This is a genomic window from Niallia sp. M35, assembly GCF_050971705.1.
Classification (GTDB): Bacteria; Bacillota; Bacilli; order Bacillales; family Cytobacillaceae; genus Niallia; species Niallia circulans_A.
Genome location: NZ_JBPCEP010000008.1, coordinates 13,375 through 40,123, shown reverse-complemented (window position 1 = coordinate 40,123; position 26,749 = coordinate 13,375). Strand labels below are relative to the sequence as shown.

General features: G+C 35.4%; 27 protein-coding genes. 5 read left to right on the top strand and 22 right to left on the bottom strand.

Annotated elements, in window-relative coordinates; translation table 11 throughout:
• Positions 1-145: 145 nt before the first annotated feature.
• From NiCM35_RS12145 to NiCM35_RS12105, 9 genes are all read right to left on the bottom strand, one after another.
• Positions 146-1,918 carry an ATP-binding protein gene (locus NiCM35_RS12145; protein ID WP_095331779.1) on the bottom strand — a complete coding sequence of 591 codons (1,773 nt, stop codon included), beginning with the start codon at positions 1,916-1,918 and terminating at the stop codon, positions 146-148.
• Positions 1,915-2,631 (bottom strand): response regulator transcription factor, encoded by a 717-nt coding sequence (locus NiCM35_RS12140; RefSeq protein ID WP_095331777.1) that lies wholly within the window; start codon positions 2,629-2,631, stop codon positions 1,915-1,917. Before NiCM35_RS12140 ends, NiCM35_RS12145 begins: the two co-directional genes overlap by 4 nt.
• 338 nt (positions 2,632-2,969) lie before the next feature.
• Entirely contained in the window at positions 2,970-3,698 is a 729-nt protein-coding gene (gene rluB, locus NiCM35_RS12135) for a 23S rRNA pseudouridine(2605) synthase RluB (protein ID WP_095259115.1), read from the bottom strand.
• A gap of 336 nt (positions 3,699-4,034) precedes the next feature.
• Positions 4,035-4,568 (bottom strand): spore maturation protein, encoded by a 534-nt coding sequence (locus tag NiCM35_RS12130; RefSeq protein ID WP_095259116.1) that lies wholly within the window; start codon positions 4,566-4,568, stop codon positions 4,035-4,037.
• Positions 4,569-4,574: 6 nt separating this feature from the next.
• Complete coding sequence (locus NiCM35_RS12125) at positions 4,575-5,162, bottom strand: nucleoside recognition domain-containing protein (RefSeq protein ID WP_095331775.1); 588 nt, start codon at positions 5,160-5,162, stop codon at positions 4,575-4,577.
• On the bottom strand, positions 5,155-6,306 hold the full coding sequence (locus NiCM35_RS12120; protein WP_123259273.1) for a D-alanyl-D-alanine carboxypeptidase family protein: 1,152 nt from the start codon (positions 6,304-6,306) through the stop codon (positions 5,155-5,157). Before NiCM35_RS12120 ends, NiCM35_RS12125 begins: the two co-directional genes overlap by 8 nt.
• A gap of 170 nt (positions 6,307-6,476) precedes the next feature.
• Complete coding sequence (locus NiCM35_RS12115) at positions 6,477-7,370, bottom strand: superoxide dismutase (protein ID WP_095331771.1); 894 nt, start codon at positions 7,368-7,370, stop codon at positions 6,477-6,479.
• Between the two features lie 214 nt (positions 7,371-7,584).
• A complete protein-coding gene (scpB, locus tag NiCM35_RS12110; RefSeq protein WP_095331769.1) occupies positions 7,585-8,166 on the bottom strand; it encodes an SMC-Scp complex subunit ScpB in 582 nt (193 codons plus the stop codon).
• 4 nt (positions 8,167-8,170) lie between these two features.
• Positions 8,171-8,923, bottom strand: a complete 753-nt coding sequence (locus NiCM35_RS12105; protein ID WP_095331767.1) for a segregation/condensation protein A — start codon at positions 8,921-8,923, stop codon at positions 8,171-8,173.
• Positions 8,924-9,133: 210 nt separating this feature from the next.
• On the opposite strand from NiCM35_RS12105, the gene NiCM35_RS12100 reads away from it, so the two are divergent.
• The gene (locus tag NiCM35_RS12100) at positions 9,134-9,661 is read left to right on the top strand and encodes a DUF309 domain-containing protein (protein WP_095331765.1); all 528 of its coding nucleotides are present in this window, start codon (positions 9,134-9,136) and stop codon (positions 9,659-9,661) included.
• Between the two features lie 78 nt (positions 9,662-9,739).
• On the opposite strand, the gene NiCM35_RS12095 is transcribed toward NiCM35_RS12100, so the two are convergent.
• The gene (locus tag NiCM35_RS12095; protein WP_095331763.1) at positions 9,740-10,105 is read right to left on the bottom strand and encodes a GNAT family N-acetyltransferase; all 366 of its coding nucleotides are present in this window, start codon (positions 10,103-10,105) and stop codon (positions 9,740-9,742) included.
• An 846-nt stretch (positions 10,106-10,951) separates the two neighbouring features.
• Here NiCM35_RS12095 and NiCM35_RS12090 point away from each other — a divergent pair.
• On the top strand, positions 10,952-11,818 hold the full coding sequence (locus tag NiCM35_RS12090) for a DUF1002 domain-containing protein (RefSeq protein ID WP_123257859.1): 867 nt from the start codon (positions 10,952-10,954) through the stop codon (positions 11,816-11,818).
• A 52-nt stretch (positions 11,819-11,870) separates the two neighbouring features.
• On the opposite strand, the gene lysA is transcribed toward NiCM35_RS12090, so the two are convergent.
• The 9 genes from lysA to NiCM35_RS12045 form a co-directional block, all read right to left on the bottom strand.
• Complete coding sequence (lysA, locus tag NiCM35_RS12085) at positions 11,871-13,196, bottom strand: diaminopimelate decarboxylase (protein WP_095331759.1); 1,326 nt, start codon at positions 13,194-13,196, stop codon at positions 11,871-11,873.
• A 304-nt stretch (positions 13,197-13,500) separates the two neighbouring features.
• Positions 13,501-14,976, bottom strand: a complete 1,476-nt coding sequence (locus NiCM35_RS12080; protein ID WP_433779644.1) for a spore germination protein — start codon at positions 14,974-14,976, stop codon at positions 13,501-13,503.
• On the bottom strand, positions 14,927-15,538 hold the full coding sequence (gene spoVAEA / locus NiCM35_RS12075; RefSeq protein WP_123257860.1) for a stage V sporulation protein SpoVABEA: 612 nt from the start codon (positions 15,536-15,538) through the stop codon (positions 14,927-14,929). The genes NiCM35_RS12080 and spoVAEA overlap by 50 nt, the downstream gene beginning before the upstream one ends.
• Positions 15,539-15,574: 36 nt before the next feature.
• Positions 15,575-15,994 carry a stage V sporulation protein AB gene (locus tag NiCM35_RS12070; RefSeq protein ID WP_164463645.1) on the bottom strand — a complete coding sequence of 140 codons (420 nt, stop codon included), beginning with the start codon at positions 15,992-15,994 and terminating at the stop codon, positions 15,575-15,577.
• Positions 15,984-16,604 carry a stage V sporulation protein AA gene (locus NiCM35_RS12065; RefSeq protein WP_095331945.1) on the bottom strand — a complete coding sequence of 207 codons (621 nt, stop codon included), beginning with the start codon at positions 16,602-16,604 and terminating at the stop codon, positions 15,984-15,986. The genes NiCM35_RS12070 and NiCM35_RS12065 overlap by 11 nt, the downstream gene beginning before the upstream one ends.
• A 152-nt stretch (positions 16,605-16,756) precedes the next feature.
• Positions 16,757-17,515, bottom strand: a complete 759-nt coding sequence (sigF, locus tag NiCM35_RS12060; RefSeq protein WP_095331755.1) for an RNA polymerase sporulation sigma factor SigF — start codon at positions 17,513-17,515, stop codon at positions 16,757-16,759.
• A 12-nt stretch (positions 17,516-17,527) separates the two neighbouring features.
• A complete protein-coding gene (gene spoIIAB, locus NiCM35_RS12055) occupies positions 17,528-17,968 on the bottom strand; it encodes an anti-sigma F factor (RefSeq protein WP_047940317.1) in 441 nt (146 codons plus the stop codon).
• A 1-nt stretch (position 17,969) separates the two neighbouring features.
• Positions 17,970-18,320, bottom strand: coding sequence for an anti-sigma F factor antagonist (spoIIAA, locus tag NiCM35_RS12050; RefSeq protein WP_047940316.1), 351 nt, complete (start codon positions 18,318-18,320; stop codon positions 17,970-17,972).
• 132 nt (positions 18,321-18,452) lie between these two features.
• Positions 18,453-19,616 (bottom strand): D-alanyl-D-alanine carboxypeptidase family protein, encoded by a 1,164-nt coding sequence (locus tag NiCM35_RS12045; RefSeq protein WP_433779640.1) that lies wholly within the window; start codon positions 19,614-19,616, stop codon positions 18,453-18,455.
• 192 nt (positions 19,617-19,808) lie between these two features.
• Here NiCM35_RS12045 and map point away from each other — a divergent pair, with 192 nt between their 5' ends.
• The 3 genes from map (at position 19,809) to NiCM35_RS12030 (ending at position 22,505) form a co-directional block, all read left to right on the top strand.
• A complete protein-coding gene (map, locus tag NiCM35_RS12040) occupies positions 19,809-20,555 on the top strand; it encodes a type I methionyl aminopeptidase (RefSeq protein ID WP_433779638.1) in 747 nt (248 codons plus the stop codon).
• Between the two features lie 130 nt (positions 20,556-20,685).
• A complete protein-coding gene (locus NiCM35_RS12035) occupies positions 20,686-21,213 on the top strand; it encodes an RNA polymerase sigma factor (protein ID WP_095331749.1) in 528 nt (175 codons plus the stop codon).
• Complete coding sequence (locus NiCM35_RS12030) at positions 21,210-22,505, top strand: DUF4179 domain-containing protein (protein ID WP_123257863.1); 1,296 nt, start codon at positions 21,210-21,212, stop codon at positions 22,503-22,505. The genes NiCM35_RS12035 and NiCM35_RS12030 overlap by 4 nt, the downstream gene beginning before the upstream one ends.
• 63 nt (positions 22,506-22,568) lie before the next feature.
• Here NiCM35_RS12030 and NiCM35_RS12025 read toward each other — a convergent pair whose 3' ends face one another.
• The 3 genes from NiCM35_RS12025 to deoB form a co-directional block, all read right to left on the bottom strand.
• The gene (locus NiCM35_RS12025; RefSeq protein WP_095331745.1) at positions 22,569-23,879 is read right to left on the bottom strand and encodes a pyrimidine-nucleoside phosphorylase; all 1,311 of its coding nucleotides are present in this window, start codon (positions 23,877-23,879) and stop codon (positions 22,569-22,571) included.
• Between the two features lie 166 nt (positions 23,880-24,045).
• Positions 24,046-24,867: a purine-nucleoside phosphorylase gene (locus NiCM35_RS12020; RefSeq protein ID WP_095331743.1), complete on the bottom strand. Its 822-nt coding sequence runs from the start codon at positions 24,865-24,867 to the stop codon at positions 24,046-24,048.
• A 12-nt stretch (positions 24,868-24,879) separates the two neighbouring features.
• Positions 24,880-26,064 (bottom strand): phosphopentomutase, encoded by a 1,185-nt coding sequence (gene deoB / locus NiCM35_RS12015; RefSeq protein WP_095331741.1) that lies wholly within the window; start codon positions 26,062-26,064, stop codon positions 24,880-24,882.
• Positions 26,065-26,749 lie beyond the last annotated feature (685 nt).

Genomic DNA, 26,749 nt, shown 5'->3' with positions numbered 1-26,749 from the left:
TGACCTCACAAGTTATATCTGTATGTAACAATTTCATACATACAAAATGGAAAATACCTTGCAGGGCCAAATACTTTTTTAGACACCCCATACGTTCTATTATGTTAAATTGTTTCTTGTGAATCAAGAAGAATCGGCACATTCTCTAATTTTCTTCTTTATTTCGAGGTAAAAAGATAAAAAATGTCGTTCCTCGCCCATATTTACTATAAACAGATATATCTCCGCCATGGGAATCAATAATATTTTTGACAATAGCTAATCCCAAGCCTGTCCCAGCATTGCCTCTCGTTCTAGCTTTATCTGCTTTATAAAAGCGCTCAAAGACATATGGTAAATCTTCCTCTGGAATTCCAGAACCGGTATCCTCTACTTCTAGATACACTCCATAATCATCCGATCTGCCTCTTAAAAAGACTGTTCCACCACTTGGGGTATGACGCATACTGTTATCCATAATATTGGTTAGAACTTGTTCGATACGATCTGGATCAAGTTCGTATTCCCCCATATCCTCCGATATAGAGACAGTAAAGGTGATTTCTTTTTCTTTAGCGATAGCATTAAACTTTCTCGCTACGCGATTAATAAAAGGATATAAATCAATTGCTTCCTTCCTTAATTCAAGATAACCTGTTTCCATTCTGGCTAAATCTAAAAATTCATTGACTAAACGACCCATTCGTAATGATTCATCATAAATAATACGAGCCATCTCTCTCTTTTCTTCTTCTGACTCAGCAATATTATCCACAATCGCTTCACTGTATCCTTGTAACATACTTATTGGCGTTCTTAATTCGTGAGAAATATTAGCAATAAAATCAATCCGAAGCTTGTCTAATTTACGTTCCTCTGTCATGTCGCGAATGACGACAATTGCTCCTCTAATATCCTTCTTATCATATAAAGGGCTGACAATCATTACCCAGTTTCTTCCTTGTAAAGTGATTTCATCTATTTGTTCATTACCCGTATGAACAGCAAGCTGGAACAACTTACGTAGTTCTTCTGGGATTTGCGCATGCATATCACTTAATTCGCCTTTTTCATAATACCAATGCTGCAAAAATTTCTCAGCAGGAGGATTCGTAAGTAATAAACTACCATTTCGATTAAGGGTTAGCACTCCATCTGCCATTCCACTTAGAATATTATCTAACTGCTCTTTTTCTTGACTTAAGGCATTCATATTAAAGTTTAATCTTTTCGCCATTTCATTAAATGCGATGGAAAGTTCGCCAATTTCATCCTGTGCCATGATGGGAACCTTTGTTGCAAAATTACCTTGGGCAACTTCAAATGCAGCCTCTCTCATCTTTCTTAACGGAGCAGTAATTCTTGTTAGAAGGAAAAAAGCAAAAATCGTTGTTAAAATAATCGCAATAACAGCTGCTAACACAATAAATTTGGCGGTGGATTGTTTAGATTCATTCATCGATTGTAAGGACTGATAAATAAAAACAGCTCCATCCTCTCCATTTACATGGAGAGGGGATCCGACAATCGCTACTTGTTCAGGTTTATTGTCTTTATTTGTTAATTCTGTCCTTACAACAGCTGTCTTATTGCTTGTCATCACCTTATTTAAGTCTTCATTTCCCTGAATGAAAGAATAAGAAAGTTCTTGCAAGCCATTCTCTGGGTAATAATAAACTTGATCTGGAGAGGAAACGATGATGGCCCCTGTCGAATGATCAAGGAGTTCTCCAACAATTTCTAATCCTATTTGATTATTATGCTCTTTCATTATTTCCGATATTTTTGTCGCAGTATTTGTTAATTCTGTTTCCGTCTGCTCTGTATAATACTGCTCAAAATACTCAAGAAGCATGATTGTTAGAATCGTTAATACAACGGAAACCAATAATAAAAAAGTAATCCAAAGCTTAAATACTACGCTCCGCCAAAACTTCATCCATTGTTAACCTCAAACTTATATCCTACTCCCCAAACTGTCACAATCATGCTTGCTGCTTCTTCTGATACACGGTTTAACTTTTCTCTTAATCGTTTAACATGTGTATCGACTGTTCTTAAATCACCAAAGAATTCGTAATGCCATACTTCTTTTAAGAGTAATTCTCTATCGAATACTTTATCTGGTGACTTAGCTAAGAAATATAGCAGTTCATATTCTTTTGGAGTTAAACTTACTTCTTTTCCACTAGCCAATACGCGATGTGCATCATGATCAATAGTTAATGCTGGAAAGATGATGACATCTTTTGAAGAACTATCACTTTGCTCAAAAGTCGTTTTAGTAGAGCGACGTAATATAGCTTTTACTCGAAGAACAACTTCTCTTGGACTAAATGGCTTTACGATATAATCGTCTGTTCCAACTTCAAATCCTTGAACTCTATTTACTTCTTCTCCCTTGGCTGTAAGCATAATTACTGGAGTAGTCTTCTTTTCTCTTAGCTCCTTGCATACCTCCATACCATCTTTACCAGGCATCATTAGATCGAGTAAGATAACATCATAATCTGTGTTTAATGCCTTAGAAAGAGCACTCATTCCGTCTTCCGCTTCTTCTACAATAAACTCTTCTCTTTCTAAGTACATCTTTAGAAGACGTCTAATTCTTTCTTCGTCATCTACCACTAGGATTTTTATTTCTTTCTCCATCGTTCATACCCTCCTAACAAAAATACACGAAACGATTGTTTTTTTTGCTGTTTCGTTAGCTGCATGTATAAATAAGTGCCATGTTTATTTGTAATAGCAATTTATATTATCGTCTATTATTTATACTGCATTTTTCCAGTTACATAGTAATTTATATAAATGATTTATCTAATCTTCCACAATTATTATAGCATTATTATCATGTAGATATTGTTATCATCCATTGCAATATGTGAAACTTTTATGAACATTTTTGTGTTATTTCTGCCGTATTAAGTAGGTAAGCATTTTTATGCAATGCAAGGACATAGACGCTGAAGAATACAAAAATATATTGGTTATCCTTTTTTCTTTTGCGCTTCTGCTCTTAGTAATTTCACTTCATGTGCAGTTAATTCACGAGCATCTCCAGGCTGTAAGCCATTTAAATTTAAGAATGAATATCTTTCTCTTTTTAATTTCATTACAGGTGTTCCTATCGCCTCAAACATTCTTCTCACTTGGCGGTTTCTTCCTTCATGAATCTTCAGTTCGACAATACTTGTTCCTTTTTTCTTATCGACAGAGAGAATTTTTGCCTTGGCAGGGGCTGTTTTTCCATCCTCAAGCATAATCCCTCTTTCCAGTTGCTTTACTTTCTCCCGAGCAGGGATGCCTTTGACTTTTGCAACATATACCTTCTCAATTTCTCCTTTTGGATGCATCATAAGGTTTGCAAATTCCCCGTCATTTGTTAAAAGAATGATACCTGAAGTATCATAATCTAAGCGTCCTATAGGATAAATTCTTGCTTCAATTTCAGAAAAATAATCCGTTACTACTTTTCTTCCTTTATCATCATTGACACTAGAAATTACCCCTCTTGGTTTATAGAGGATAAAATAAACTGGTTCTTCCCTCTCAACAGGAATTCCACTTACCTCAATTTTATCGTTAGAGCCTACTTTCACACCTAGTTCTTTAACTGTTTTTCCATTAACTTTTACTTTTCCTTCAAGAATTAATTCCTCTGCTTTTCTTCTTGATGCAATTCCAGCGTGTGCAATTACTTTTTGTAGTCTTTCCATCTAAATCACCTCATCCAATTTCTCAACAGTAAAAAATGATTGATCGTTTTTACAAAACATCTTCTAAGCGTTTATTTTTAATCCTATTATTAAAATAGACTAATTTCAAAACCTTGATCGTTCTTTTTTTGCCATTCCTATGAATTATGACATAAATTGACGAAATTTCAAAGAAATCTTTAAATGAGGGATTTGTTCATTAAATTAAATTTTTTATCGTGTGATGTTTTTTCTCATTAACCTTAACAATCTTTTAGAAAGAATCTGCCAAACAAAAAACAAAAATGCCTTAGGAATAGTTCCAAAACAACAAACTTTCCCTAAGACATTTTATAATTATTTACCAAACATTAAAGTTACAACTACAATAGCAGCGATAAATCCAATGAGATCCGCTAGTAATCCAACTTTCAAGGCATCCCCCATTTTCTTTATCCCTACTGCCCCAAAGTAAACGGTCAATACATAAAGAGTGGTATCGGTGCTTCCTTGTATAACAGAGGCAAGCCTGCCGATAAAGGAATCTGGACCATATGTTGCGATTAAATCACTTGTCATTCCCAACGCTGCATTTCCTGATATTGGTCTAATAATTGCTAATGGTGCTACTTCAGAGGGAACACCGATAAAGTCTAATACAGGCTTAAGAAAACTCATAAAAAACTCTAATGCTCCAGATGCTCGAAAAATGGATATAGAAACAAGCATTCCGACTAAATAGGGAATGATGGAGAACGCAATCTGTATTCCTTCTTTTCCACCTTCAACAAAGCTTTCGTATGTTGGAACCTTTTTAAATGTTCCATACAGTAAAATAAACCCGATGAGGGAAGGAATCATCCACAATGAAATTAAAGATACTATCTCCATCATACATCACCCTTTTCTCATTCTCTTATGGTAAAAATAGCGATCAATCAAAATCCCACCTATACAGGAGAAAATGGTTGCGATAATGGTTGGTCCTACTATATCGGTTGGAGAATCAGAATGGTAATTCATTCTGATTGCAATAACCGTTGTCGGAATTAAAGTAATACATGATGTATTTAAGGCAAGAAAAGTAATCATACTGTTACTTGCTGAATTCTTGCCCCCATTCAATCTTTTCAATTCTTCCATTGCTTTAATTCCTAGCGGTGTTGCAGCATTACCTAGCCCAAATATATTAGCAATCATATTCGATAATATATACCCCATCGCTGGGTGGTTTTTTGGAACCTCAGGAAAAAGCTTTGCTACTATTGGTCTAAATAGATTTGTAAGTTTTTGAAGTAACCCAGCCTGTTCTGCTATTTTCATCATCCCCAGCCAGAAAACTAAAACACTTATAAGACCAATACATATTGTTACCGCTTCTTTTGCTCCAGAAAAAATCGCTTTATTTACTTCATCCATCGTTCCATTAACTGCTGCAAAAACAATTCCTATAATAGCTAGTGCTGCCCAAATATAATTAACCATCCTGGCCAACCCCAGTCATTGCTGTAAACATATTCTTAAAATAATCTAGAAAGCTTTTTGATTCTTTTGCCTTAATATGTTTAAAATGAATAGGAACGCTATCTACAAGCTTACTATCTAAATATATTTTTGCTTCTCCTACTATTTCAGGTACTTCTTCCTGATTTTTTTTCCAATTTTTCTTGACCTTTGTTAAGCTATACTCAACCTTAAATAAATCTTCTTCTTTCTCTGTCACTGGGTATTCTATATCAGACTTTATATAAACTTTATTTTTATAAAATTTATCTTTAACTGTTTTTATTTTCCCTTCCTCAATGACCTGCACTTTTTTATATGTTTTAAACGCGGTTTCAAACATATTAATATGATCATCCCAGTCATCCGGATCATTTAACGTTACTGCTATATACTCTACTCCATCCTTTTCCGCTGTACTGACCAATGTTCTTTTTGCTCTCTTTGTATACCCTGTTTTTCCTCCTGTTGAATGTTCATATAGACTTGTTAAAAGTTTGTTTTTGTTCCTCCAGACCCGATCCCACTCATTATTTGTACTTTCCGAACGATAGCTTTTTGTCCCAGCAATTTTTTTATATGTATCATTATTCATTGCATAACGGGTAAGCAGTGCCATATCGTAAGCTGTAGAATAATGGTCTTCATGATCATCAAGTCCATGAGGATTAGCAAAATGAGTGTTCTTCATGCCGATTTCTTCTGCTTTTTGATTCATTAAATAGACGAAGCCATCTAGACTTCCACCAACAGTTTCAGCAATAGCAACTGCGGCATCGTTTCCTGAGCGAAGCATCAATCCATATACAAGATCTTCGAGCTTAATTTTTTCCCCTTCCTGTAAGTAAATAGATGATCCTTCCGTTCTAATTGCATTACTACTAACAGTCACTGTCTCCTCTAATTTTCCAGACTCCACCGCGAGCAGCGCGGTCATTATTTTTGTAATACTAGCAATCCTTCTTTTTGTATGTGCGTCCTTTTCAAAAATAACTCGTCCAGAGTCTTGTTCCATTAATATCGCACTTTGTGCACTTACATACATTTGTGCACTGCTTTTTTGGGGAATGGCGAGAAACAGAATGGAGGTAATGATTGTAAGAATAATAAGTTTACGTAATTTCATTTAACACAACCTCGTCTCCTTTAATGGTTTGTACAAGTTTATGAAAAAAAAGACAAGCATATGACTAATAAATAGAGCTTCCTCACAAATAAAATATGCAATCCTATAACGGACTGCATATTTTATAGCATATATTTCTGATATTATTAAATTATGCTTATGACTTCCCTTTAATAGGGGCGCCATTTCAATTCACTTGCTTTTAAAAATCGATTTTCAACATCTTTCCAATTAACAATGTTCCACCAATTATCTACATAATCGCCTCTATTATTTTTATACTGCAAATAGTATGCATGTTCCCAAACATCAAGTACTAATAATGGAATGGTGTCCCACTGGGTTAACAGCATATGTCGTTCAGATTGAAGAACTTCTAGGCGCCTTGCTCGTGGAGACCATACTAAAAGCGCCCATCCAACACCTTCCACCGCTTTTGCTGCTTCCGAAAAGTGATTTTTAAAAGCCTTAAAACTACCAAAATAACTCCTAATTTCCTCCAGTAACGCTCCTTTAGGCTTGCCTCCACCTTTTGGACTCATATTATTCCAAAAAATTGTATGGAGATAATGTCCTGAACCATGAAATGCTAGCTCCCTAGACCAATGTTTCACAAGAGCAAAATCATTGTTTTTTCTTGCCTCTTTTAGTTTCTCTTCTGCCTTATTCAGTCCTGTCACATAGGATTGATGATGCTTTTGATGATGAAGTTCCATAATCTCCTTTGAAATATAAGGTTCAAGGGCATCATAAGCATATGCTAACTGCGGCAACTGATGCTCTCCAGCTGCAATCGTCGGCTCCTTTATAAATATTGTTCCAAGCTGCTGTCTTTGGGCAAAATAGCTTTCCATTTGTTCATGAAGCTCTTCTGCTTCATGCTGAATCCTAATTAATTCCTCTGTTTCGATTGGTTTTCTTTGCACACCTTCCATTAACTGCGTAAATTTATCGAGCCTTTTCCAAATGCTCTCTTCCTTTTGAACTTCTTCCGATTCTAATAACTGCTTTAATTCCTGATTCCAAATCAACACATTTCTAACATATTCATTATAACTACTCATCTATGTGCCAACTCCATTTCCTCCATTATCGTTCTTATAAAAGGTATGATAAAAGGATGAGCATCATGTCTTTAAAATTGCGTCCTCTCTGATCTTGATGAATGAGTTCTTATTAAATACGTGAAGAGTTGGACATAGATATTCCAGCTAAAGATTAACCTTATTTTAAAAATAATAAAAAAAGTATCTAAGCCATTGCCTAGATACTCCTTTTTTATTCTTCTATTTGCTGAAACGATTCAAAAAACAAATCAGCCTCTTCTTGATTAAACTCTTCTTCCTTTTCTGTCAATGGAGGTAATTCCCCAATATTCTTTAATCCGAAGTGGTCTAGGAATTCTTTTGTTGTTCCATATAGGATTGCTCTACCTGCTCCCTCTGCTCTACCCACTTCTTTAATGAGCGCTTTTGCTGAAAGCGTATGAAGCGGGCGTTCTGTTTTTACCCCTCTAATTTCCTCAATTTCTGCTCGTGTAATCGGCTGCTTGTATGCAATGATTGCCAATGTTTCAAGGGCAGCCTGTGATAAGGTAGATGCATGTGGAGATTCCACTAACTTTTTTAGATAATCCGAATGCTGTTTCTTGGTAGCAAATTGATACGTACCAGCGATTTCTATAATAGAAATTCCTCTTGTTTTATCCTTGCGATAATTTTTGATTAGCTCATCTATTAATTGTTCTACTTCTAATTGCTCCATATCTAGAACATGCATTAATTGCTTGACCGTTAATCCTTCATCTCCCGCGGCAAATAGGAGACTCTCAACGATTGCTTTCCAATCATTCACTTTCAATCTGTTATTCAACTTCCTTTCCCATTACAAAAATATCTGCAAAGTTTCCTTCTTGTTCTACAAATATTTGTCGACGCTTTAAAAGTTCTAAAATTGCCAAAAAAGTCACGACAATATGTGATTTTGTTGCGACTGGAAAAAGTTCTGCAAAAGATGTTCTCTCTCTCCGAGTTCTTAAGAATCCAACAATTTCTTCCATTCGACTCTCTATTGGAATTTCTTGCCGCGTGATTTTTGTTGCTAACGGTGACTGTAACTTTTTACGTTTTAGCAATTTTTGAAAGGCAGCAAGCATATCATATAAAGAAACATCTAACTCTTGTTTGATGGTTTCTTCATTACTTACGTTAAAATCTGATAAATCACTTGGAGGTCTTGTAAAAATAAGCCCTCTTTCTAATTCCATCTCTTTAAGATCATCTGCCGCCTCTTTAAATTTACGATATTCTACTAACCTCTCAATTAGCTCTTCTCGCGAATCTTCTTCTGGCTCATACATTAAATCATCATCTAGTAACTCTTCTTCATGCTTTGGTAAAAGCATTTTACTCTTAATCGCTAAAAGAGTTGCTGCCATCACCAAAAATTCACTCGCTACGTCTAATTGTAACACTTGCATGGCATGAACATAATCTAAATACTGTTCGGTAATTTCTGCGACGTTAATATCATAAATATCAATTTCCAATTTATTGATTAGATGAAGAAGCAAATCTAATGGTCCTTCAAAACTATCAATTTTCACATTATATTGCATTATTCTCACCAAAATCCTAATAGAATCCCTTTAACTTAATAATGATAGTATTAATATAAACGAAACACAATAGTTATCCAACAGAAAAATCACCATTTCCCTAATTTTAAGTCTTATCGTTACATTTTTTATCATTTATCGATATAATAACAGACATATAATGGATCCGTTAACCCCATTTTAATTTCAGTAAAAAATAAGGAGATAATAATGTATCCGAATGAATATATAGAGTTTCTCGTACATTTTCATTGTGATCAAGATTATTTTGAGTGTCATGAAATTTTAGAGGAATATTGGAAAAAAGTCGATCCTGGCAATAAAGATTCTATTTGGGTAGGATTTATTCTCCTGGCAGTATCTGCCTATCATCATCGACGAAAAAATTTTAAAGGAGCAGAAAAAACGCTCATAAAAAGCAAACAGCTATTAGAAAAAAAGCAGGATATAATTAAGAAATTAGGTCTTGATAACTCAAAATTACTTCTGTTATTAAAGATACAAGAAGAGCATATTAAACAGCATCATGCCTTCTGTACCTATCATTTACCAATTAAAGACCACAACTTAGAAATGAACTGTATCGATTCAGCACATATTAAGGGACTGAAATGGAAAACTAGAGAGCCGGTTCCTTTTGAAATCATTCATCGTCATATAAGCCGAGATAGAAGTATGGTTATAAAGGAACGAGAAAACGCACTGCTTCAAAGAAAACAAAAGGATAAGCACTTTTAATAGTGCCGCCCTTATCACAAAAGAGGTGTTTTCTTAAAGAACCAATTCAATGGATTCTTCTTAGAAAACACCTCTTTTTTATTTATCTACTTGAACACCATCGTTACACTTAGATAAAAAATTGACAATTAATTCATTTGATTTTAATGTACGGTTCGGATAAAGACCTTTAACAGCTTGAACCATAGCTTTTCCAACACCTTGATGTCGATGAGATGGATTCACAGTTATATGCTGGATGGTAATGGAAGATTCATCTTCAAAGATAACGCCTATTAAGCCAATAATATCTTCCTCATCCTTCCATAAAAATAATTGCCAATTTTCTTCCGACTCATATTGTTTAATTGTTTGTTGTAATACTTTTAAATCTTTTTCTGCAGGCATAAATGAAAGCAATCCCATTGCAATCTTTTCAAATGCCTTTTTATATCGAATAATCATTAATATCCCTCATTATTTTTAAAACATATTCACTAACAGTTTTCCCATCAAAAATAAGATTCAATCAATCTCCTGATGTTAAATTAAAAATTTTTCATCTTTATGAAACTGAAACGAATTTTTATCATCCTCTTCCTTTTGTAAGAATCATTTAGGACCGCCCCAAAAATATGATAAATGTTATTGGTTCTATCATACATAAATTAGCGATATTCTTCAATGAAAATCTTTTAAGCATAAGGATTCATTCCTACCTATGCCAAATTACCCTTATAGAGATAATACTATTTATCCAGGCCTTTCATCCGTATACATCCGTTGAAGAGAATTTTTAAGGACTTCTAAAATTTCTGGTTGTCCCTCCTCGTCTTCGTTGCTAATAATTTATCCGCTAAACTTTTTTAAATTTATTTCCAATATCATTCCCTTTACTTCCTTCACTTCTTATTATTCTTGCCCGTTGATCGCTTTGTTGTTTACCCCCGAACAAGTCAACTCTGAATTCTACACATAAAGATTTTGAGAAAATGGCTATCTAGCTTCTTAAAAGAAAATCATTTTACTTTCCAAACTAAATCAAAATATTTACCACTTTAAATTTATTTAATACTATATAAAATATGCATCCTATGCAAAAAAGCTACAGAAAAACTTTATTTTTTCAGGAGTTATAGTGAATAATAAAGGGAAAGAAGACAATATAACTAGAAGAGGAAACTTATTATGGTTGAGTTACGTCTATTAGTTGTAGTTATTTTATCTCACGCAAATTTATGCTATTTTAACCAAATATGGATAGCACAACTTTTCACCTAGTTCAGCAGAAGGAAAACAGGAGGTTAACGAATGAAAAAAAATAAATGGATATGGATGGTCCTAGCTTTCTTACTATTAATACCGATTCCAGCTTATGCTGATGTAGCAGTTGGTGACATGATTGTTACCCTTGGCGAAAACTTAACACCGGAACAAAAACAGCTTTTATTAACAGAAATGAAAGCACCTGAAGATGCAGAAATTATTACTGTTTCTAATAAAGAAGAGCACCAATATTTAGGGAAGTACATTTCAAAATCGTTAATTGGTACTAGAGCGATTTCTTCTTCGGCCATTACAATCGGGGACAAAGGTACTGGAATTCAGGTTACTACCAAAAATATCAATTGGGTTACGGACGAAATGTACATTAATGCCTTGATTACTGCTGGCGTAAAGGATGCAAAAATTTATATTACTGCCCCTATTGAAGTTTCTGGTACAGCTGCATTAACAGGAATTATTAAAGCATACGAAGTTTCAACAGATACTGTTATCCCAGAAGACGTAAAGCAAGCTGCCAATGAAGAGATGGTGGAGACAGCTAATTTAGGGGAAGATATCGGACAAGAGGAAGCTACTGCTTTAATGGCTAAAGTGAAGGAGCAAATAGCAGAGCAAAAACCTAAAACAGTTGAAGAAGTACAAACAATTATTCAAGATTCTGCTAAAGAATTAAATATCAGTTTAACGGATGAACAGCTTCAAAGTCTTATTTCTTTCTTTAATAAATTAAAAGAACTTAATATTGACTGGAATCAAGTTGGAAATCAACTGAGTGAAGCAAAGGATAAATTAACTGGCTATTTAGAAAGCGAAGAAGGAAAAGGGTTTTTAGCAAAGATTAAAGAAGTCTTTACAAGTATCGTAGAAGCAATCAAATCTTTCTTCTCTTAACTATTATCTACTCAGATAAAAAAGGGAGTCCTAGCGACTCCCTTTTTTACCTTTATTTTTTTAATGAAGCTGTTTCTTTTAATGGCAAGTCTAAGCGTAATAAATCTTCAAATGATTCTCTCTTCACTACTAATCTTGCTTCTCCATTTTCCACGAACACAACAGGTGGTCTTGGGATTCGATTATAATTATTTGCCATCGAATATCCGTAAGCTCCTGTACAGAAAACAGCAAGTACATCATGATCCCCTGCTTTTGGTAAAGGAAGGTCCCAAATAAGCATATCTCCTGATTCACAGCACTTTCCTGCAATAGAAACTGTCTCATCTGGGGCTTGCAGCGGTTTATTTGCCAGTACCGCTTCATATTTGGCCTGATATAAAGCAGGACGAATATTATCGCTCATCCCTCCATCTATTGCCAGGTAATTTCTGACATTCGGTACTTCTTTTCGTGAACCGATTTTATATAAAGTCGTTCCTGCATCCCCTACAAGAGATCTGCCTGGCTCAATCCAAATTTCCGGCATTTGCATTTCTAAGTTGTTAACTTGTTCCTTTACTTCCTTGATAATTACATCTACATACTCAGCTGGCTGAATAGGCTGGTCTTCCTCGGTATAACGAATACCAAATCCACCACCTAAATTTAATACTCTTGATTCAAAATGATGATTGGCCTTCCATTCTGATAACTGTGCCATTATTTTTTGGGCAGCGAGAACAAAACCTGTTGTATCAAAAATCTGAGACCCAATATGACAATGAAGGCCTAGTACCTCTATATACGGCGATTTAATCGCTTCTAACAATGCTTTTTCTGCTTGTCCATTTTGTAAATCAAACCCAAATTTAGAATCTTCCTGACCAGTTAAAATATAATCATGAGTATGCGCCTCAATTCCAGGAGTCACTCTGAGTAAGATCGACATTTTCCTATTTTTTTCTTCACATAGTTGAGTAAGCATCTCAAGCTCATAAAAATTATCGACAACGATGCAGCCAATCTGTTTGTCAATTGCCATTATAAGTTCTTCTTTACTTTTATTATTCCCATGAAAATGGATTCTTTCTACAGGGAAATCTGCAGCGATTGCTGTGTATAACTCACCACCGGAAACCACATCTAATGATAAGCCTTCTTCGTTTGCTAGTTGAACCATTGCTATAGTAGAAAAAGCTTTACTTGCATAAGCTACTTGAGCTTTTACTCCAAGTTGATCAAAAGTCTGCTTAAAGCCTTTCGCCCTTTCTCTAATTAATTCAACATCATATACATAAACAGGTGTTCCAAATTTTTCGACTAATTCCAGCGTATCGACTCCACCTATTTCAAGATGACCTGCATCGTTCACTTTCGAAGTTCCGTAATAGTGCATAGATTCCCCTCTATTCTTCTATAAAATTATATCCCCTATTAAAAACAGACAGTCTACTTAAAGAAGAACTTGTCTGTTTGTGAAACATATAAATATCATCATTATTAACATTAGTCTCACCGTGATAAACTTGAGAAAGAAGCGCTAATGAAAGTTTCACTTTATTAATAATTCTGTTTAATTATCCAAATGTACCATAAATTCAGCCAATTCTCAAGTAGCTGTTTAGCTAATTTAACAAAGGAGCGGACAGATTATTTCCTGTATTAAAAAGAAGTAATCGGTCCGCATAAATATACTTTCACTATCTCTTAACTCGATCCCGTGGATGCAAATGACTTGGTCTAATTTTATTTCCTGGAACTGCACGGCGAATGAGAATTTGGGACAAAGCTATTGGATGAAAAGGAATAAATGGCCATAAATATGGAACATTTAATGTGGTTGTTCGAATTAAAAATAGAAGGTACAGGGTCATTCCAATAACAAAGCCAGGTGTATGAAAAATGGCTACAACGATTAACAAGGCGAGTCGAACAATTTTGTTAGCAATCCCAAGTTCATAACTAGGTGTAGCAAAGTTACCTATTGCAGCAACTGATACATACAGAATAACTTCTGGAACAAATAGTCCAACATCAATCGCAATTTGCCCAATAAGAACAGCTGCTATCAATCCCATCGCGGTTGACAATGGTGTTGGAGTATGAATGGCAGCAATCCTTAAAAATTCAAGCCCGAGGTCTGCAATGAAAATTTGTACAACAATTGGAATGTTTGTTGTTTCATTTGGCCCGATAAAAGCAAGCCTTTCTGGCAGCAGGGATGGCTCCAGCACAGCTAAAAACCAAAATGGCAGGAAAAAGATAGAGGCAATAATCCCTAAGAAGCGAATCCATCTCACAAAGGTTCCAACCATTGGCGATTGTCTATATTCCTCTGCATGCTGCAAATGATGAAAAAAAGTTGCTGGTGTTATAATGACACTTGGAGATGTATCGACATAAATAATGACATGACCTTCTAATAAATGGGTCGCAGCTACATCTGCTCGTTCCGTATATCTTACGAGAGGGTAGGGATTATAGCCTTGCTTTAATAAAAACTCTTCAATCGTTTTATCAGCCATTGTTAGTCCATCTGTTTTTAAGCTTTTCATTTCCTTTATTACAATTTCAATTAAATCAGGATCTGCCACTCCATCAATATACCCTACGGCAATATCGGTTTTAGAACGCTCTCCCACTCTCATAATCTCAAAGCGCAATCGTTCATCTCTAATCCTTCTTCTAGTGATAGCAGTGTTAACGATAATATTCTCAACAAATCCATCGCGTGAACCTCTGACTACCTTTTCTGTATCTGGTTCTTCTGGCATCCTTCCTGGATAGCTTCGCACATCAATAATAAGACCATGATCGTATCCTTCTATAACAACTGCTACTAATCCAGACAGAACTTGGTCTACTAATTCATCCATTTTTTCAATAACTTGTACACTTTGGTGGACCAATTGATTCTGTATGATTTCAAATGTATCTCTTGCTTGCGATTTACGATCCGTATCATTTAAAAATAGTAGCTGCTCCAATAATTCGGCAATCAACGCACTATCACATAGTCCATTTACATAATATAAATTGACTTCTTTTCGCATTACTTTAAATTTTCGAACACCCAGATCGAAGCTAGTTCCAAGCCCAACCCGATCCTTCATATACTTTTCGATTTTATCTAGTTCTTCGTATATCTGGATCTTCTTTTCTGTCTTGCTGCTCATAAAAACCACTTCTTTCTAAAATATATTCTACTGCTTTCCGTGTTATCGGGGCACCTTTTTCATAAGAGTCTTTTTTCCCCATCTTCCCAATGTCTCCAATGCCAACAACAAGCGGAAGATTTAATTCATCTAGAATATACACAGTATCTCCATTCACTCTTCCTAACTCCATTTCTGGAATTCCATATTTGTCAACTCCATATGGCGTCAATTCACCATCTTGGTCGATGGCAACATCAATTTTTGTCCATTCCTCTCGTCTTGTTCTGCTTGCCACGGCAAGTACTCCCAAGACTTCTAAATCAGGATGAGTAGCTATGTATTTTAGTGCACTCTCGCCATTTCCTTCTCCCACAAAGCCACTATCATCAAACATAACTAGTACTGGATCATTTTTCGCTTGCTTAATAAAAGTTAATATTTCTTCTCCACTATGATTGCTTGGATTTCCAAAGGAGGTAGAGATACATCTTCCCCCAACGTCCTTCGCAACCATTTCAACAGCTCTTCTGGCATATTCATCTCCATCTGTTATTAAGATTACTTTTCTCCTATTTTCCATTTCCCATACTTCCTTTCTTCTCCATTACATTCAGCCTCAAGGAATAAAATATATCCAATGAAATAAGGAGCCAAAGATCTTACCAAATACAAGAGCCATCATTAATACTAATAATTTGTCAGCAATTCCAATTCGCTTTGCTAAAAGGGGGAATACATCCAGCACTTCTGTTAATGCTGCTGCTATCATTCCAATATAAATTCCTCCTGCAATGCCTATTATGATAAGTAGAAATGATGGTAAGGAAAAACTAGGTTCTCTCAAGAAAGCAAGTGTCCCAGAAACAGCTCCTAAAACAGCAGCCCATTCATATGCATAAATCTTACTAAAGGTTTTGGTTAGCTGTGTCAGTCTTGGGATAATACCAAATACGGTTAAAAAGGCTACGTAACCAGCCCCAACGGTTATTCCCCACGCTAACCCGACAAAAATCACAAATAAGATATTAATGATCATCTGATTTTTTTATGCTTTCTTTATTTTCATGCATAATCATGTACTGATCTAAGGACTGCTGATAATTGAATACTTCCACTTCTAATGGACTAGGCTCTTCATTAAGGCGTTTCTTAAACACATGGTTGAAAAAAATAACCATTCCTAAACCTAATCCTACGGAATAAGGAATCTGAAAAATTAATGGTTTTTCGACTTCCTTCCCTGTAATCATTTTATAAACTCTCTGATGGACAGATTGCATGCTTACATCTTCATGAAAGTTCATAATCGTTAATCCAGAACCAATAAAAAGTAATAGCCAAACTAGGATAAATAACGGAAGTGTTACTTTCCTCTTCTTAAAAACAACCTCAATGATCGTTTGAGCTGGTCCTATTAATTGGATTTCTACTTCTTTATCGATTTTTTTAATTTCGCGAATAACTAACGTACTATCAATAATGATAATATTCTTATCTTGTTCTGTAATATGGTATAGACATACATCCTTTAGTGTAGACAGCAATTCATCTGTTGCAATGATTTGTGCAAGATCTTTCAGAAATATCCGTTCATTTGACTTTTTTTGAATGCGATGTCTCATTCTGATATATATTGTCTCTGCCATTTTTTCACGTCCTAACACGTTGTTTTCACCATGACTGTAGTATTCGATTATCATGATAAAAATATGAAAGACTGTTAAATGGTAATTTTTTCACTTTATATATAAAAATAAAATAGCCGCCAATCCACGATGCGGACTGACGGCTATTATCTTTAAAGATCCATTTGCTCTTTCATTTGTATTAATATTTTTTTCTCCAACCTAGAAACTTGAACTTGAGAAATCCCAAGCCTCGTCGCTACTTCGGATTGAGTCTGATCTTTATAATATCGTAAATAAACAATCAGACGCTCTCGTTCATCAAGCTCCCTAATAGCTTCCTGTAAAGCAATCTTATCAAACCATTTCCCTTCATTTCCATCATCAATTTGATCCAGTAATGTAATGGGATCCCCATCATTTTCATAAACAGTCTCATGAATCGAGGATGGCGTTCGTGCAGCTTCTTGTGCGAGAACGATATCTTCTGGAGGTATCTCTAAAAACTCGGAAAGTTCCCCGACTGTTGGTGTTCTGCCATATTGCTTCGATAACTCGTCCTTCGCCTTTCGAATTTTATTACTTAATTCTTTTAACGATCTACTAACCTTTACCGTCCCATCATCACGGATAAATCGTTGAATTTCTCCAATAATCATTGGTACTGCATAGGTAGAAAATTTTACATCATAGCTTAAATCAAATTTATCAACTGATTTTAATAGCCCGATACATCCTATTTGAAATAAATCATCAGGATCATATCCCCTATTTAAAAATCTTTGTACGACTGACCAAACAAGACGCATATTTTTCTGAACGATAGTATCTCTTGCTGATTGATCTCCATCTTGGCTTCGCTTTATTAAGTCCTTGACTTCATGGTCTTTTAGATACGTTTCCTTCTTGTCTTTCTTTACCTCCACATCCATAGACGATTCTCCTTAATTGCTTAGCATTTTGCTTTTCATTAAATGCTTACGCAGACGAATCTCTGTTCCGCTATCTGGACTTGACTGAATTTCGATTTCATCCATAAAATTTTCCATGATGGTAAATCCCATACCAGATCGTTCAAGTTCTGGTTTTGTCGTAAATAATGGCTGTCTTGCTTCCTCTACATCGAAAATTCCTTTCCCTTCATCTCTGATGGTTAAATCAATGTATGAATCTTCTAATATAACAGAAATATAAACAATTCCATTCGGATCATTTTCATAACCGTGGATAATGCAGTTAGTCACAGCTTCTGAAACAACTGTTTTAATTTCCGTTAATTCATCCATTGTTGGATCTAACTGTGTAATAAATGCAGCAACCGTTACACGTGCAAATGACTCATTCTGGCTAAGTGCGCTAAATTGAATATGCATTTCGTTTCTCATTTTAAGCTACCCCCAATCGTTGTAGGGCAAATTCTTCATTTGTTTCCAGCTTCATAATTTTAAACATACCAGACATATCAAATAAACGCTGAACACTTGGAGAGATAGCACAAATGACCATTTCTCCTCCAAGCTGTTTAATTTGCTTATATCTTCCCAATATAACCCCTAAGCCAGAACTATCCATAAATGTTAAATGTTCAAGATTTAACACGATATGACGAATACTATAGCTCTCTATTGCAGTTGTTGCTTTTGTCCGTAATTCTTCTGCATAGTGATGATCCAATTCCCCAGATAGGCGTATACAAAGTACATTGTTTTTTATTTCCAACTCAATATTAAGACTCACTAGAATAGCCTCCTTATTTGGTTTAAAGAAACTATTCTAGGTTTTCATGCAATTTCCTTCTCCACAGACAAAACTAGTGTTCTTTCGCTAAAAACAGAAGGAAAATAAATGAATTCGACAAAAGAAATAAAACTATTCTGTTTTTGTAAACATTCCGGCAGATCGTTTAAATAATGTCCACCATTTTGCCGATTTCACTTCTTTTTGTGCTACCAATGGACTTGTCACAAGGGTTTTCCCGTCTTGTTTATAGGTGATTTTTCCAATCTCCTGTCCTTTTTCAATTGGAGCCTTTAATTTTTTATTCATCGTAATTTCTTTCTGTAATTTATCGATTTGCTCCCCTTTTTTCGTTAAGATAGAAATTGGTTCGCTCGTAACGGCTGTTACTTCTTTCTCTGATCCTTTGCTTACTTTTACTTTGCCAATCGCTTCTTCTCGTTTATGCAAAGGATGTGTTTCATATTGACTAAATGCATAATCCAGCATTTTTGTTACTTGAGCGTTTCTTTCTTTCGAGGTTGGCGCACCGAAAACAACTGCAATTACACGCATTCCATTTTTCATAGCAGTTGCGGTCAAACAATATTTTGCTTCAGCCGTAAACCCTGTTTTTAATCCGTCCACGCCTGAATAAAACTTAACAAGACGGTTTGTATTAACTAGCCAAAACTTCTTCTCGGTATCTTCTCTTAAATAATCTTCATATGTGCCAGTAAATTTCGTAATATCCTCATATTTCAGCAACTCTTTTGCCATTAATGCCATATCTTTTGCAGAACTGTAATGATCTGTTACTGGAAGTCCTGTAACATTTTGAAACTTAGTGCTTTCTAAGCCTAATTCTTTTGCTTTTTCATTCATTAATTGAACAAACTCTTCTTCAGATCCTGCTAATCTTTCCGCAACTGCTACAGCTGCATCATTTCCAGATCCAATGGCAATTCCTTTTAACATTTGCTCGGTTGTCATCTCTTCCCCAGGTTCAAGGAAAATTTGTGAGCCTCCCATAGATGCCGCATGCTCACTTGTACGTATTTTCTCATCTAACTTTAATTTTCCTTGATCAATTGCTTCCATGATCAGAAGCATCGTCATTATTTTTGTCATACTGGCAGGAGGAAGTTTTTCCTCGCTGTTTTTTTCATACATAATAGTTCCTGTATCTCGATCAATTAAAATGGCTGATTTTACATTTTCAACTAATTCTTGCTTTTTCTCAGCAGCTAAAGTGCCCGGTGCCAAAATTGATGTCATAAAACAGGTAATGATTAACAATGATATGATGCGTTTCATCTATTGACCCTCCATTCTATATAGCATCCATTTTTTCCAAAAAAAACAAGTTTATACAGTCAATGAAGAATATTCATGAAATAATTTGAATAGCACTAAAGGAAGATAGAATGTTTCATGCATTTTATAGGTATCGTTAGGCTAGTTTACTGATCTAGGTTATAATGAAAGGAGTTCAAAGGAGGTTAACAATTGATTCATTTAAAGACACCTGAGCAAATTGAAAAAATGAGAAAAGCAGGAGAAATTCTTGCTGATTGTCATAAAGAAATTAAAAAGTTAATCAAACTGGGGATTACTACGGAAGAAATCGATGTATTTGCGGAAAACTTTATTTTACAAAGAGGAGCCACTCCAGAACAAAAGGGCTATCAAGGTTATCCATTTGCAACTTGTGCATCTATTAATGACGTAATCTGTCATGGTTTTCCTTCCAAAAATCCCTTGAAAGACGGAGATATTGTTACGGTAGATATGGTAGTAAACTTAGATGGATGGCTTGCTGATTCCGCCTGGTCATATCCGGTTGGGAATATCTCCGAAGAGGCAAAAAACTTATTAAAAACAACTGAAGAGGCATTATACATAGGAATAGAACAAGCAGTCGTCGGAAACAAAGTAGGCGATATCTCCCATGCCATTCAAATGTTCGCAGAAGCAAAAGGTTATGGGGTAGTGCGAGATTTTGTAGGACATGCAATTGGCAGAGAAATGCATGAACTCCCACAAATCCCTCACTATGGCCCTCCACATGTTGGCACACCTCTTAAAGAGGGAATGGTTATTACAATTGAACCAATGTTAAATATTGGTATGTATCATGCCAAGGTTGATTTGGATGGATGGACAGCACGAACTGTTGATGGCAGCCTTTCTGCGCAATATGAACATACCTTAGCCATTACAGCTAATGGACCAGTAATCTTAACAAAACAATAAGACAAACACCCAATGGCAGATTGCAAGCCATTGGGTGTCTTTTTGTTATCCTGAAAATATTCATATATTAAATCCAAAAAAAATGAACTTTTTAAACGCTACAATACTCTTATAAGCGAGAGGTGAAGACATGAATGATGAACAACTTGTACAGAAGGCAAAAAAGCGGAATAAAAAAGCCTTGCTTCAATTAGTGATGCAGCAAAAAGACGATTATTATCGTCTAGCGTATTCCTATATGGGGAATTCTCATGATGCGATGGATGCAATGGAAGAAATGATCGTCATCTTATATGAGAAAATTGCTCAGCTCGAAAAAATTGAATCTTTCTATAGCTGGAGTAAAACTATCTTAGTGAATATTTGTAAGGGGAAATTAAAAAAGGAACGTAGAGAAATAGTTATGGATGACTTAGAGCAGCACAATCTTTTACATACAACCGATCCATATAAATATTCAGTAGAAACACTAGACATTATACAATTATTAACAAAATTAACCCCAGTCCAAGCGGAAGCAATCAAGCTAAAGTACTTTCACGATTTCGATAATGAGACGATTGCCAGCATCATGAAAGTATCTACCGGCACCGTAAAATCTAGAATACACAATGGCTTAAAACGATTAAAGAAGATGTATGGAGGGGAAGACAAGTGAAATCTTTAGAGGATAAACTACTAGAGGAAAAAAAGAAAATCGCAGAAATAACAGCTCCGCCAGAATTAGAACAGCGACTAAGCAAAGCACTTTTTGATAAAAAAACAAACTCTCCTAACCTAAAGAGATGGTACCCCTTATCTGCTGCTGCAATTATTCTCTTAATTTTTATGACGTATCAATCAAGTGCATTGGCTTATTACGGCAAAAAACTGTTAGGATTTGATACCATTATGAATCAATCCTTAAAAGATTTAAATGAAAATGGATTCGGACAAAATATTGAGAAGTCTTATCTATTAGAAAATGGTACTGTATTAACAATCAATGGACTTATGTCCGATGAAAATAGATTGGTTGTTTATATTACATTAGAAAATGATAAAGGCTTGCCAGATGATCTAGATCATATTTTTTCTCCAAGGAACATTACTGGTTTTTTTACAAATGCAAAAATGAATAGCTCTGTTTTTGAAAAAAATGATGACAAAACAAAAATCACGGGAATATTAAATTTTGATCCCATTAATGCTTTTTCGAAAAAGCTCCAGCTGCACTATGTTTACTGGAAAGATGATGAAACAATGGAAGGTACAACTGATATCTCCTTTCCCTATAATCATAAGGAAGCATTACAAACAAAAATGAAGCAATCTATTAATAAAAAATGGAATGTAGATAAAGGTACTATTCATTTTAAAAGAATCACAGCTACTCCTACTCAAACGGTTATAGAAGGCTCGTTTCATGTCGATAATTATGACCGACTCAATTATGGTTTTAATGGAGTAGAGCTAGTCGCAAATGGTAAGCCTCTCTCCCAAGAAGGCTATACTACTTCTTCATCCATTAACAAAAACAATCCATTTTCGATTGAATATGATGGCCTTCCAGAAGATATCCATTCACTCGAAATTCACATGAAAGACTTTATCGGTTATAAATCGATAAATAAATCCATTGCGCTTACAGAGAAAGAAGAAAATAGAGTAATACCATTAGAGAATGATGAATTAACCATAAAGAACATCCAGTTAAATGATATGCTATCAATAAGTATCTCCACGAGTGATTCTGTTTTATTCGATAAAGTAAGTATTATTAACGAAGAGCAAAAAAGAATTCCTTTAAAAACAACAACCAATCACCAGTTGATCACTAACAAGGATGGAACAATTAATAATGAGCGATCATTGCTATTTGACACAAAATCTCGGCCGCTGGAACTGCATATTGGCGGATTGCATTATGTGAAAAAGTACAATAAAACTTTAGCTATTCCTCTTCAATAAAGAAAGCAAAAGACTCACAAATGATCAGCAATTACGCTAGCTTCAATCGTGAGTCTTTTCTTCTTATTCTGTAATTATTTCATAAATTAGCGTAGGGGCTTTTACTTCATTGGGTGAAAGCTTTATATTTTCAACCAATTTTTTTATTACATCGTCTACTTCTTCAGTATTGCTATAAATTGTAACGAGTGATTCGCCAGCCTCCACTTTATCTCCTATTTTCTTGCGTAAAACTAAGCCTACCGCCAGATCAATTTCTGACTCTTTTGTTGCTCGGCCAGCTCCTAATAACATAGCAGCAGTCCCAATGCTGTCCGCTGTTATTTCTGCGACATAGCCTGATTCTCTTGCTGGAAGCTCCGTTATAAATTTAGCTTTAGGTAATAAATCTGTTTGATCCACAACAGAAGCATCACCACCTTGGGAACTTAAGAAAATTTTAAACGTTTCGAGCGCTTTGCCATTATCTATTACCTCTTGCAGCATTTCTCTCGCTCTATCCGTTGATTCTGCCTTTCCAGCTAAATAGACCATATGACTTCCTAAAGTTAAACATAGTTCCGTCAAATCTTCTGGTCCATGCCCCTTTAATGTATCAATTGCCTCTTTTACTTCTAGTGCATTTCCGATTGCATATCCTAAAGGCTGACTCATATCAGAAATAACCGCCATTGTTTTCCTGCCCACATTATTCCCTATTTGCACCATTGCTTCAGCAAGCTCTCTGGATGCATCCAATGTTTTCATAAATGCTCCAGCACCTGTTTTCACATCTAAGCAAATAGCATCCGCACCTGCTGCAATTTTCTTACTCATGATACTGCTGGCAATCAATGGAATACTGTTAACAGTCGCGGTTACATCTCGTAAAGCATATAATTTCTTATCAGCAGGAGTGAGGTTCCCACTTTGTCCAATAACCGCTAATTTATTCTTATTTACTAGATCAATAAACGCTTCTTTTTCTATTTCCACATGGAAACCTTTTACTGATTCTAATTTATCGATGGTTCCACCAGTATGACCGAGTCCTCTTCCACTCATTTTCGCCACTGGAACACCTACTGATGCCACTAATGGTCCCAATACTAATGTGGTAGTATCGCCAACTCCCCCAGTTGAATGTTTATCCACTTTAATTCCTTCAATGGCAGATAAATCAATGACATCTCCTGAATGAACCATTGCCATTGTTAATTCAGCACGTTCAGCTGCTGTCATATCTTGAAAAAACACAGCCATACTAAATGCACTCATTTGATAATCAGGAATCGTTCCATCTGTATAGCCTTTAATAATAAAAGAGATTTCTTCTTTGGATAATTCTAAACCGTTCCTTTTCTTCTCAATTAAATCGACCATTCTGAATGCCATAATTTGAATTCTCCTTCATATGTATGGAATTATTTTCTTTAAAATTGCAAAAACCCAAGTCAAATTACTGCTTTTTTTTAATTTTTTGATTTATGTAAACGGTGTAAAAATATAGCTGTCTAAAGAGTTACCGGTAAATCAGTAACTCTTTAGGATGAAAACTTCATTATGCACCTATATGTTTAATTAGCTCTTTCACATATTGCAGGAAGTTTGCTTTTACCTTTTCTGTTGTTTCGATTACTTCTTCATGATTCAGTGGTTGATCTAGAATACCTGCAGCCATATTAGAAATACAAGAAATCCCTAATACTTTCAGACCTGCATGACGAGCGACTATTACTTCTGGAACAGTCGACATCCCCACTGCATCGCCGCCTAATACGCGAAGCATTCTTACTTCTGCTGGCGTTTCATATGATGGACCTGTGTTTCCCACATAGACACCCTCCTGAATACTCAGTCCAATACTGCTTGCGACCTTGCGTGCTGTTTCACGCAGACTTTTGCAATATGCTTCTGACATATCAGGGAATCTCACCCCTAACTTACTGTCATTTGGTCCGATTAATGGATTGGTGCCCATATTATTAATATGATCAGAGATTAGCATTAAATCACCAGGTGCAAAGTTTTCATTCACCCCGCCTGCAGCATTAGTTACAATTAATTTTTCTACTCCTAATTCCTTCATAACGCGAACAGGGAAAGTTACTTTATCAAATGTATACCCTTCATAAAAGTGGAAACGACCTTGCATTGCTACCACTTCGATCCCCTTAATTGTACCGAATACAAGTTGTCCAGCGTGACCTTCTACTGTTGATACCGGAAATTCTGGGATTTCTTCATAAGGTATTTTTACTGGATTTTCGATTTCTTCTGCAAGAACTCCTAAGCCAGAGCCAAGAATTAAACCAATTTTAGGTGTTTTTGCATACTTTTGTTTTAAAAAATCAGCTGATTGCTTAATCATCGTATAATTCATTTTTTATTCCCCTTATATTAAGTCATTTAAGAAGCTTGTGCCATGCTTTGGCATCTTCACGCTGAAATTATCTGCTACCGTTGCTCCAATATCAGCAAACGTTTTACGTAGAGGCAGTTCTTTCGGTTCCTTTAAAGATTTGCTATATACTAATAACGGCACATACTCTCTTGTATGATCTGTCCCATGATGGATAGGATCATTTCCATGATCTGCGGTAATGATTAACAAATCATCTTCCTTCAGTAATTCCAATACTTCTGGCAGTCTAGCATCATACTCCTCTAATGCCTTTCCATAGCCAATTGGGTCTCTTCTATGTCCAAATAAAGCATCAAAATCTACTAAATTTAAGAAGCTTAGACCTGTAAAATCCATTTTTAATGTATCTACTAGTTTGTCCATCCCATCCATGTTAGAGACCGTTCTCAATGATTTGGTCACACCTTCTCCATCATAAATATCAGAGATTTTCCCAATAGCAATACTCTCAATTTGATTATCTTTCAATTCATTCATTACTGTCCGATCAAATGGCTTTAGGGCATAGTCATGACGATTTGCAGTACGTTTAAAGTTGCCTGGTTCGCCAATAAATGGTCTAGCAATAATGCGACCAACCATATATTTCTCATCGAGTGTCAATTCTCTTGCTAATTCACAAATACGATACAATTCATCTAAAGGAACAATGTCTTCATGTGCAGCAATTTGCAGTACAGAATCTGCTGAGGTGTAGACGATTAAAGCACCGGTCTTCATATGTTCTTCACCTAGCTCATCTAGAATTTCCGTTCCACTAGCTGGTTTATTTCCAATAATCTTGCGTCCAGATTTTTTTTCGATTTCATTTAATAGTTCATCTGGGAATCCTTCCGGGAATACGCGGAATGGTGTTGCAATGTTTAGACCCATTATCTCCCAGTGTCCAGTCATGGTATCTTTTCCGTTTGATGCTTCTTGCATTTTTGTATAATAAGCAAGTGGATTATCAGCACGCTCAACACCAGCAATTTCCTCAATATTACTAAGACCTAATTTCGCCATGTTCGGCATATGAAGACCATTCATTCTTTGAGCAATATGCCCTAATGTATGTGCTCCTTCATCATTAAATTTTTTCGCATCAGGTGCCTCGCCAATTCCTACAGAATCCATTACAATTAAGAAAACGCGATTATATTTATATGTTGACATCTTTTTCCTCCTTTTACCATATGATTTAACCTATTTTGTCCTACTATATGTATCTTTATTAACCATAAAAATTATAGCATAATCGTCAGAAGTCTGACATCTTTTTCAAGATTGTTATCTTCATTTTAGAAAAATAAAAATTGTTTTCCATTTTCTTATTCATTATACCTTTTTTCAGATGAAAAGAAAAAAGAACACTGTTCGAAGTTGACTAACCTAAATAAATGAGCCCCATAAAACACCTTTGAACTGTACACTTAAACAAAGTACTAACTCAAAGATGTTTTATCCCTGCACCATATTGCTAGGTCAGTCTAATTGTTTATATCTCTATGGTTTTATATAATTTATTCCTGTGTTAGAGGTGGAAGAGTTACAACTAACTCGCCTTTAGGGGGTAAACAGAAATGATGTCCTCACCAAATTTTTAAAATTCTCTTCTTCTACTTCCATTTTACCAAGCAGAATAAGTCTGCTAAATGTGGAATTTCTTTATCTGGATATATTTCTATAAACTCATCTGACTTTGTAATCGATAAAATCACTATTCTCTAATTCTGTTCCAAGTTTACTTGGCACGATGAAGGCAGGAGTTGACTCTAAAAGGTTAGCTCCTATCCATCCTTCAAATTCATAATGTAAATATTTTATCTGTTCTGATATCCCCTCTCTTCTGTTGCAATTT

Excerpts from the sequence above, each read along its gene's own strand:
- NiCM35_RS12145 (WP_095331779.1), bottom strand. The coding sequence starts at position 1,918 with ATGAAGTTTTGGCGGAGCGTAGTATTTAAGCTTTGGATTACTTTTTTA.
- NiCM35_RS12140 (WP_095331777.1), bottom strand. The coding sequence starts at position 2,631 with ATGGAGAAAGAAATAAAAATCCTAGTGGTAGATGACGAAGAAAGAATT.
- rluB (WP_095259115.1), bottom strand. The coding sequence starts at position 3,698 with ATGGAAAGACTACAAAAAGTAATTGCACACGCTGGAATTGCATCAAGA.
- NiCM35_RS12130 (WP_095259116.1), bottom strand. The coding sequence starts at position 4,568 with ATGGAGATAGTATCTTTAATTTCATTGTGGATGATTCCTTCCCTCATC.
- NiCM35_RS12125 (WP_095331775.1), bottom strand. The coding sequence starts at position 5,162 with ATGGTTAATTATATTTGGGCAGCACTAGCTATTATAGGAATTGTTTTT.
- NiCM35_RS12120 (WP_123259273.1), bottom strand. The coding sequence starts at position 6,306 with ATGAAATTACGTAAACTTATTATTCTTACAATCATTACCTCCATTCTG.
- NiCM35_RS12115 (WP_095331771.1), bottom strand. The coding sequence starts at position 7,370 with ATGAGTAGTTATAATGAATATGTTAGAAATGTGTTGATTTGGAATCAG.
- NiCM35_RS12105 (WP_095331767.1), bottom strand. The coding sequence starts at position 8,923 with ATGCAATATAATGTGAAAATTGATAGTTTTGAAGGACCATTAGATTTG.
- NiCM35_RS12100 (WP_095331765.1), top strand. The coding sequence starts at position 9,134 with ATGTATCCGAATGAATATATAGAGTTTCTCGTACATTTTCATTGTGAT.
- NiCM35_RS12095 (WP_095331763.1), bottom strand. The coding sequence starts at position 10,105 with ATGATTATTCGATATAAAAAGGCATTTGAAAAGATTGCAATGGGATTG.
- NiCM35_RS12090 (WP_123257859.1), top strand. The coding sequence starts at position 10,952 with ATGAAAAAAAATAAATGGATATGGATGGTCCTAGCTTTCTTACTATTA.
- lysA (WP_095331759.1), bottom strand. The coding sequence starts at position 13,196 with ATGCACTATTACGGAACTTCGAAAGTGAACGATGCAGGTCATCTTGAA.
- NiCM35_RS12080 (WP_433779644.1), bottom strand. The coding sequence starts at position 14,976 with ATGAGCAGCAAGACAGAAAAGAAGATCCAGATATACGAAGAACTAGAT.
- spoVAEA (WP_123257860.1), bottom strand. The coding sequence starts at position 15,538 with ATGGAAAATAGGAGAAAAGTAATCTTAATAACAGATGGAGATGAATAT.
- NiCM35_RS12070 (WP_164463645.1), bottom strand. The coding sequence starts at position 15,994 with ATGATCATTAATATCTTATTTGTGATTTTTGTCGGGTTAGCGTGGGGA.
- NiCM35_RS12065 (WP_095331945.1), bottom strand. The coding sequence starts at position 16,604 with ATGGCAGAGACAATATATATCAGAATGAGACATCGCATTCAAAAAAAG.
- sigF (WP_095331755.1), bottom strand. The coding sequence starts at position 17,515 with ATGGATGTGGAGGTAAAGAAAGACAAGAAGGAAACGTATCTAAAAGAC.
- spoIIAB (WP_047940317.1), bottom strand. The coding sequence starts at position 17,968 with ATGAGAAACGAAATGCATATTCAATTTAGCGCACTTAGCCAGAATGAG.
- NiCM35_RS12045 (WP_433779640.1), bottom strand. The coding sequence starts at position 19,616 with ATGAAACGCATCATATCATTGTTAATCATTACCTGTTTTATGACATCA.
- NiCM35_RS12035 (WP_095331749.1), top strand. The coding sequence starts at position 20,686 with ATGAATGATGAACAACTTGTACAGAAGGCAAAAAAGCGGAATAAAAAA.
- NiCM35_RS12025 (WP_095331745.1), bottom strand. The coding sequence starts at position 23,879 with ATGGCATTCAGAATGGTCGATTTAATTGAGAAGAAAAGGAACGGTTTA.
- NiCM35_RS12020 (WP_095331743.1), bottom strand. The coding sequence starts at position 24,867 with ATGAATTATACGATGATTAAGCAATCAGCTGATTTTTTAAAACAAAAG.
- deoB (WP_095331741.1), bottom strand. The coding sequence starts at position 26,064 with ATGTCAACATATAAATATAATCGCGTTTTCTTAATTGTAATGGATTCT.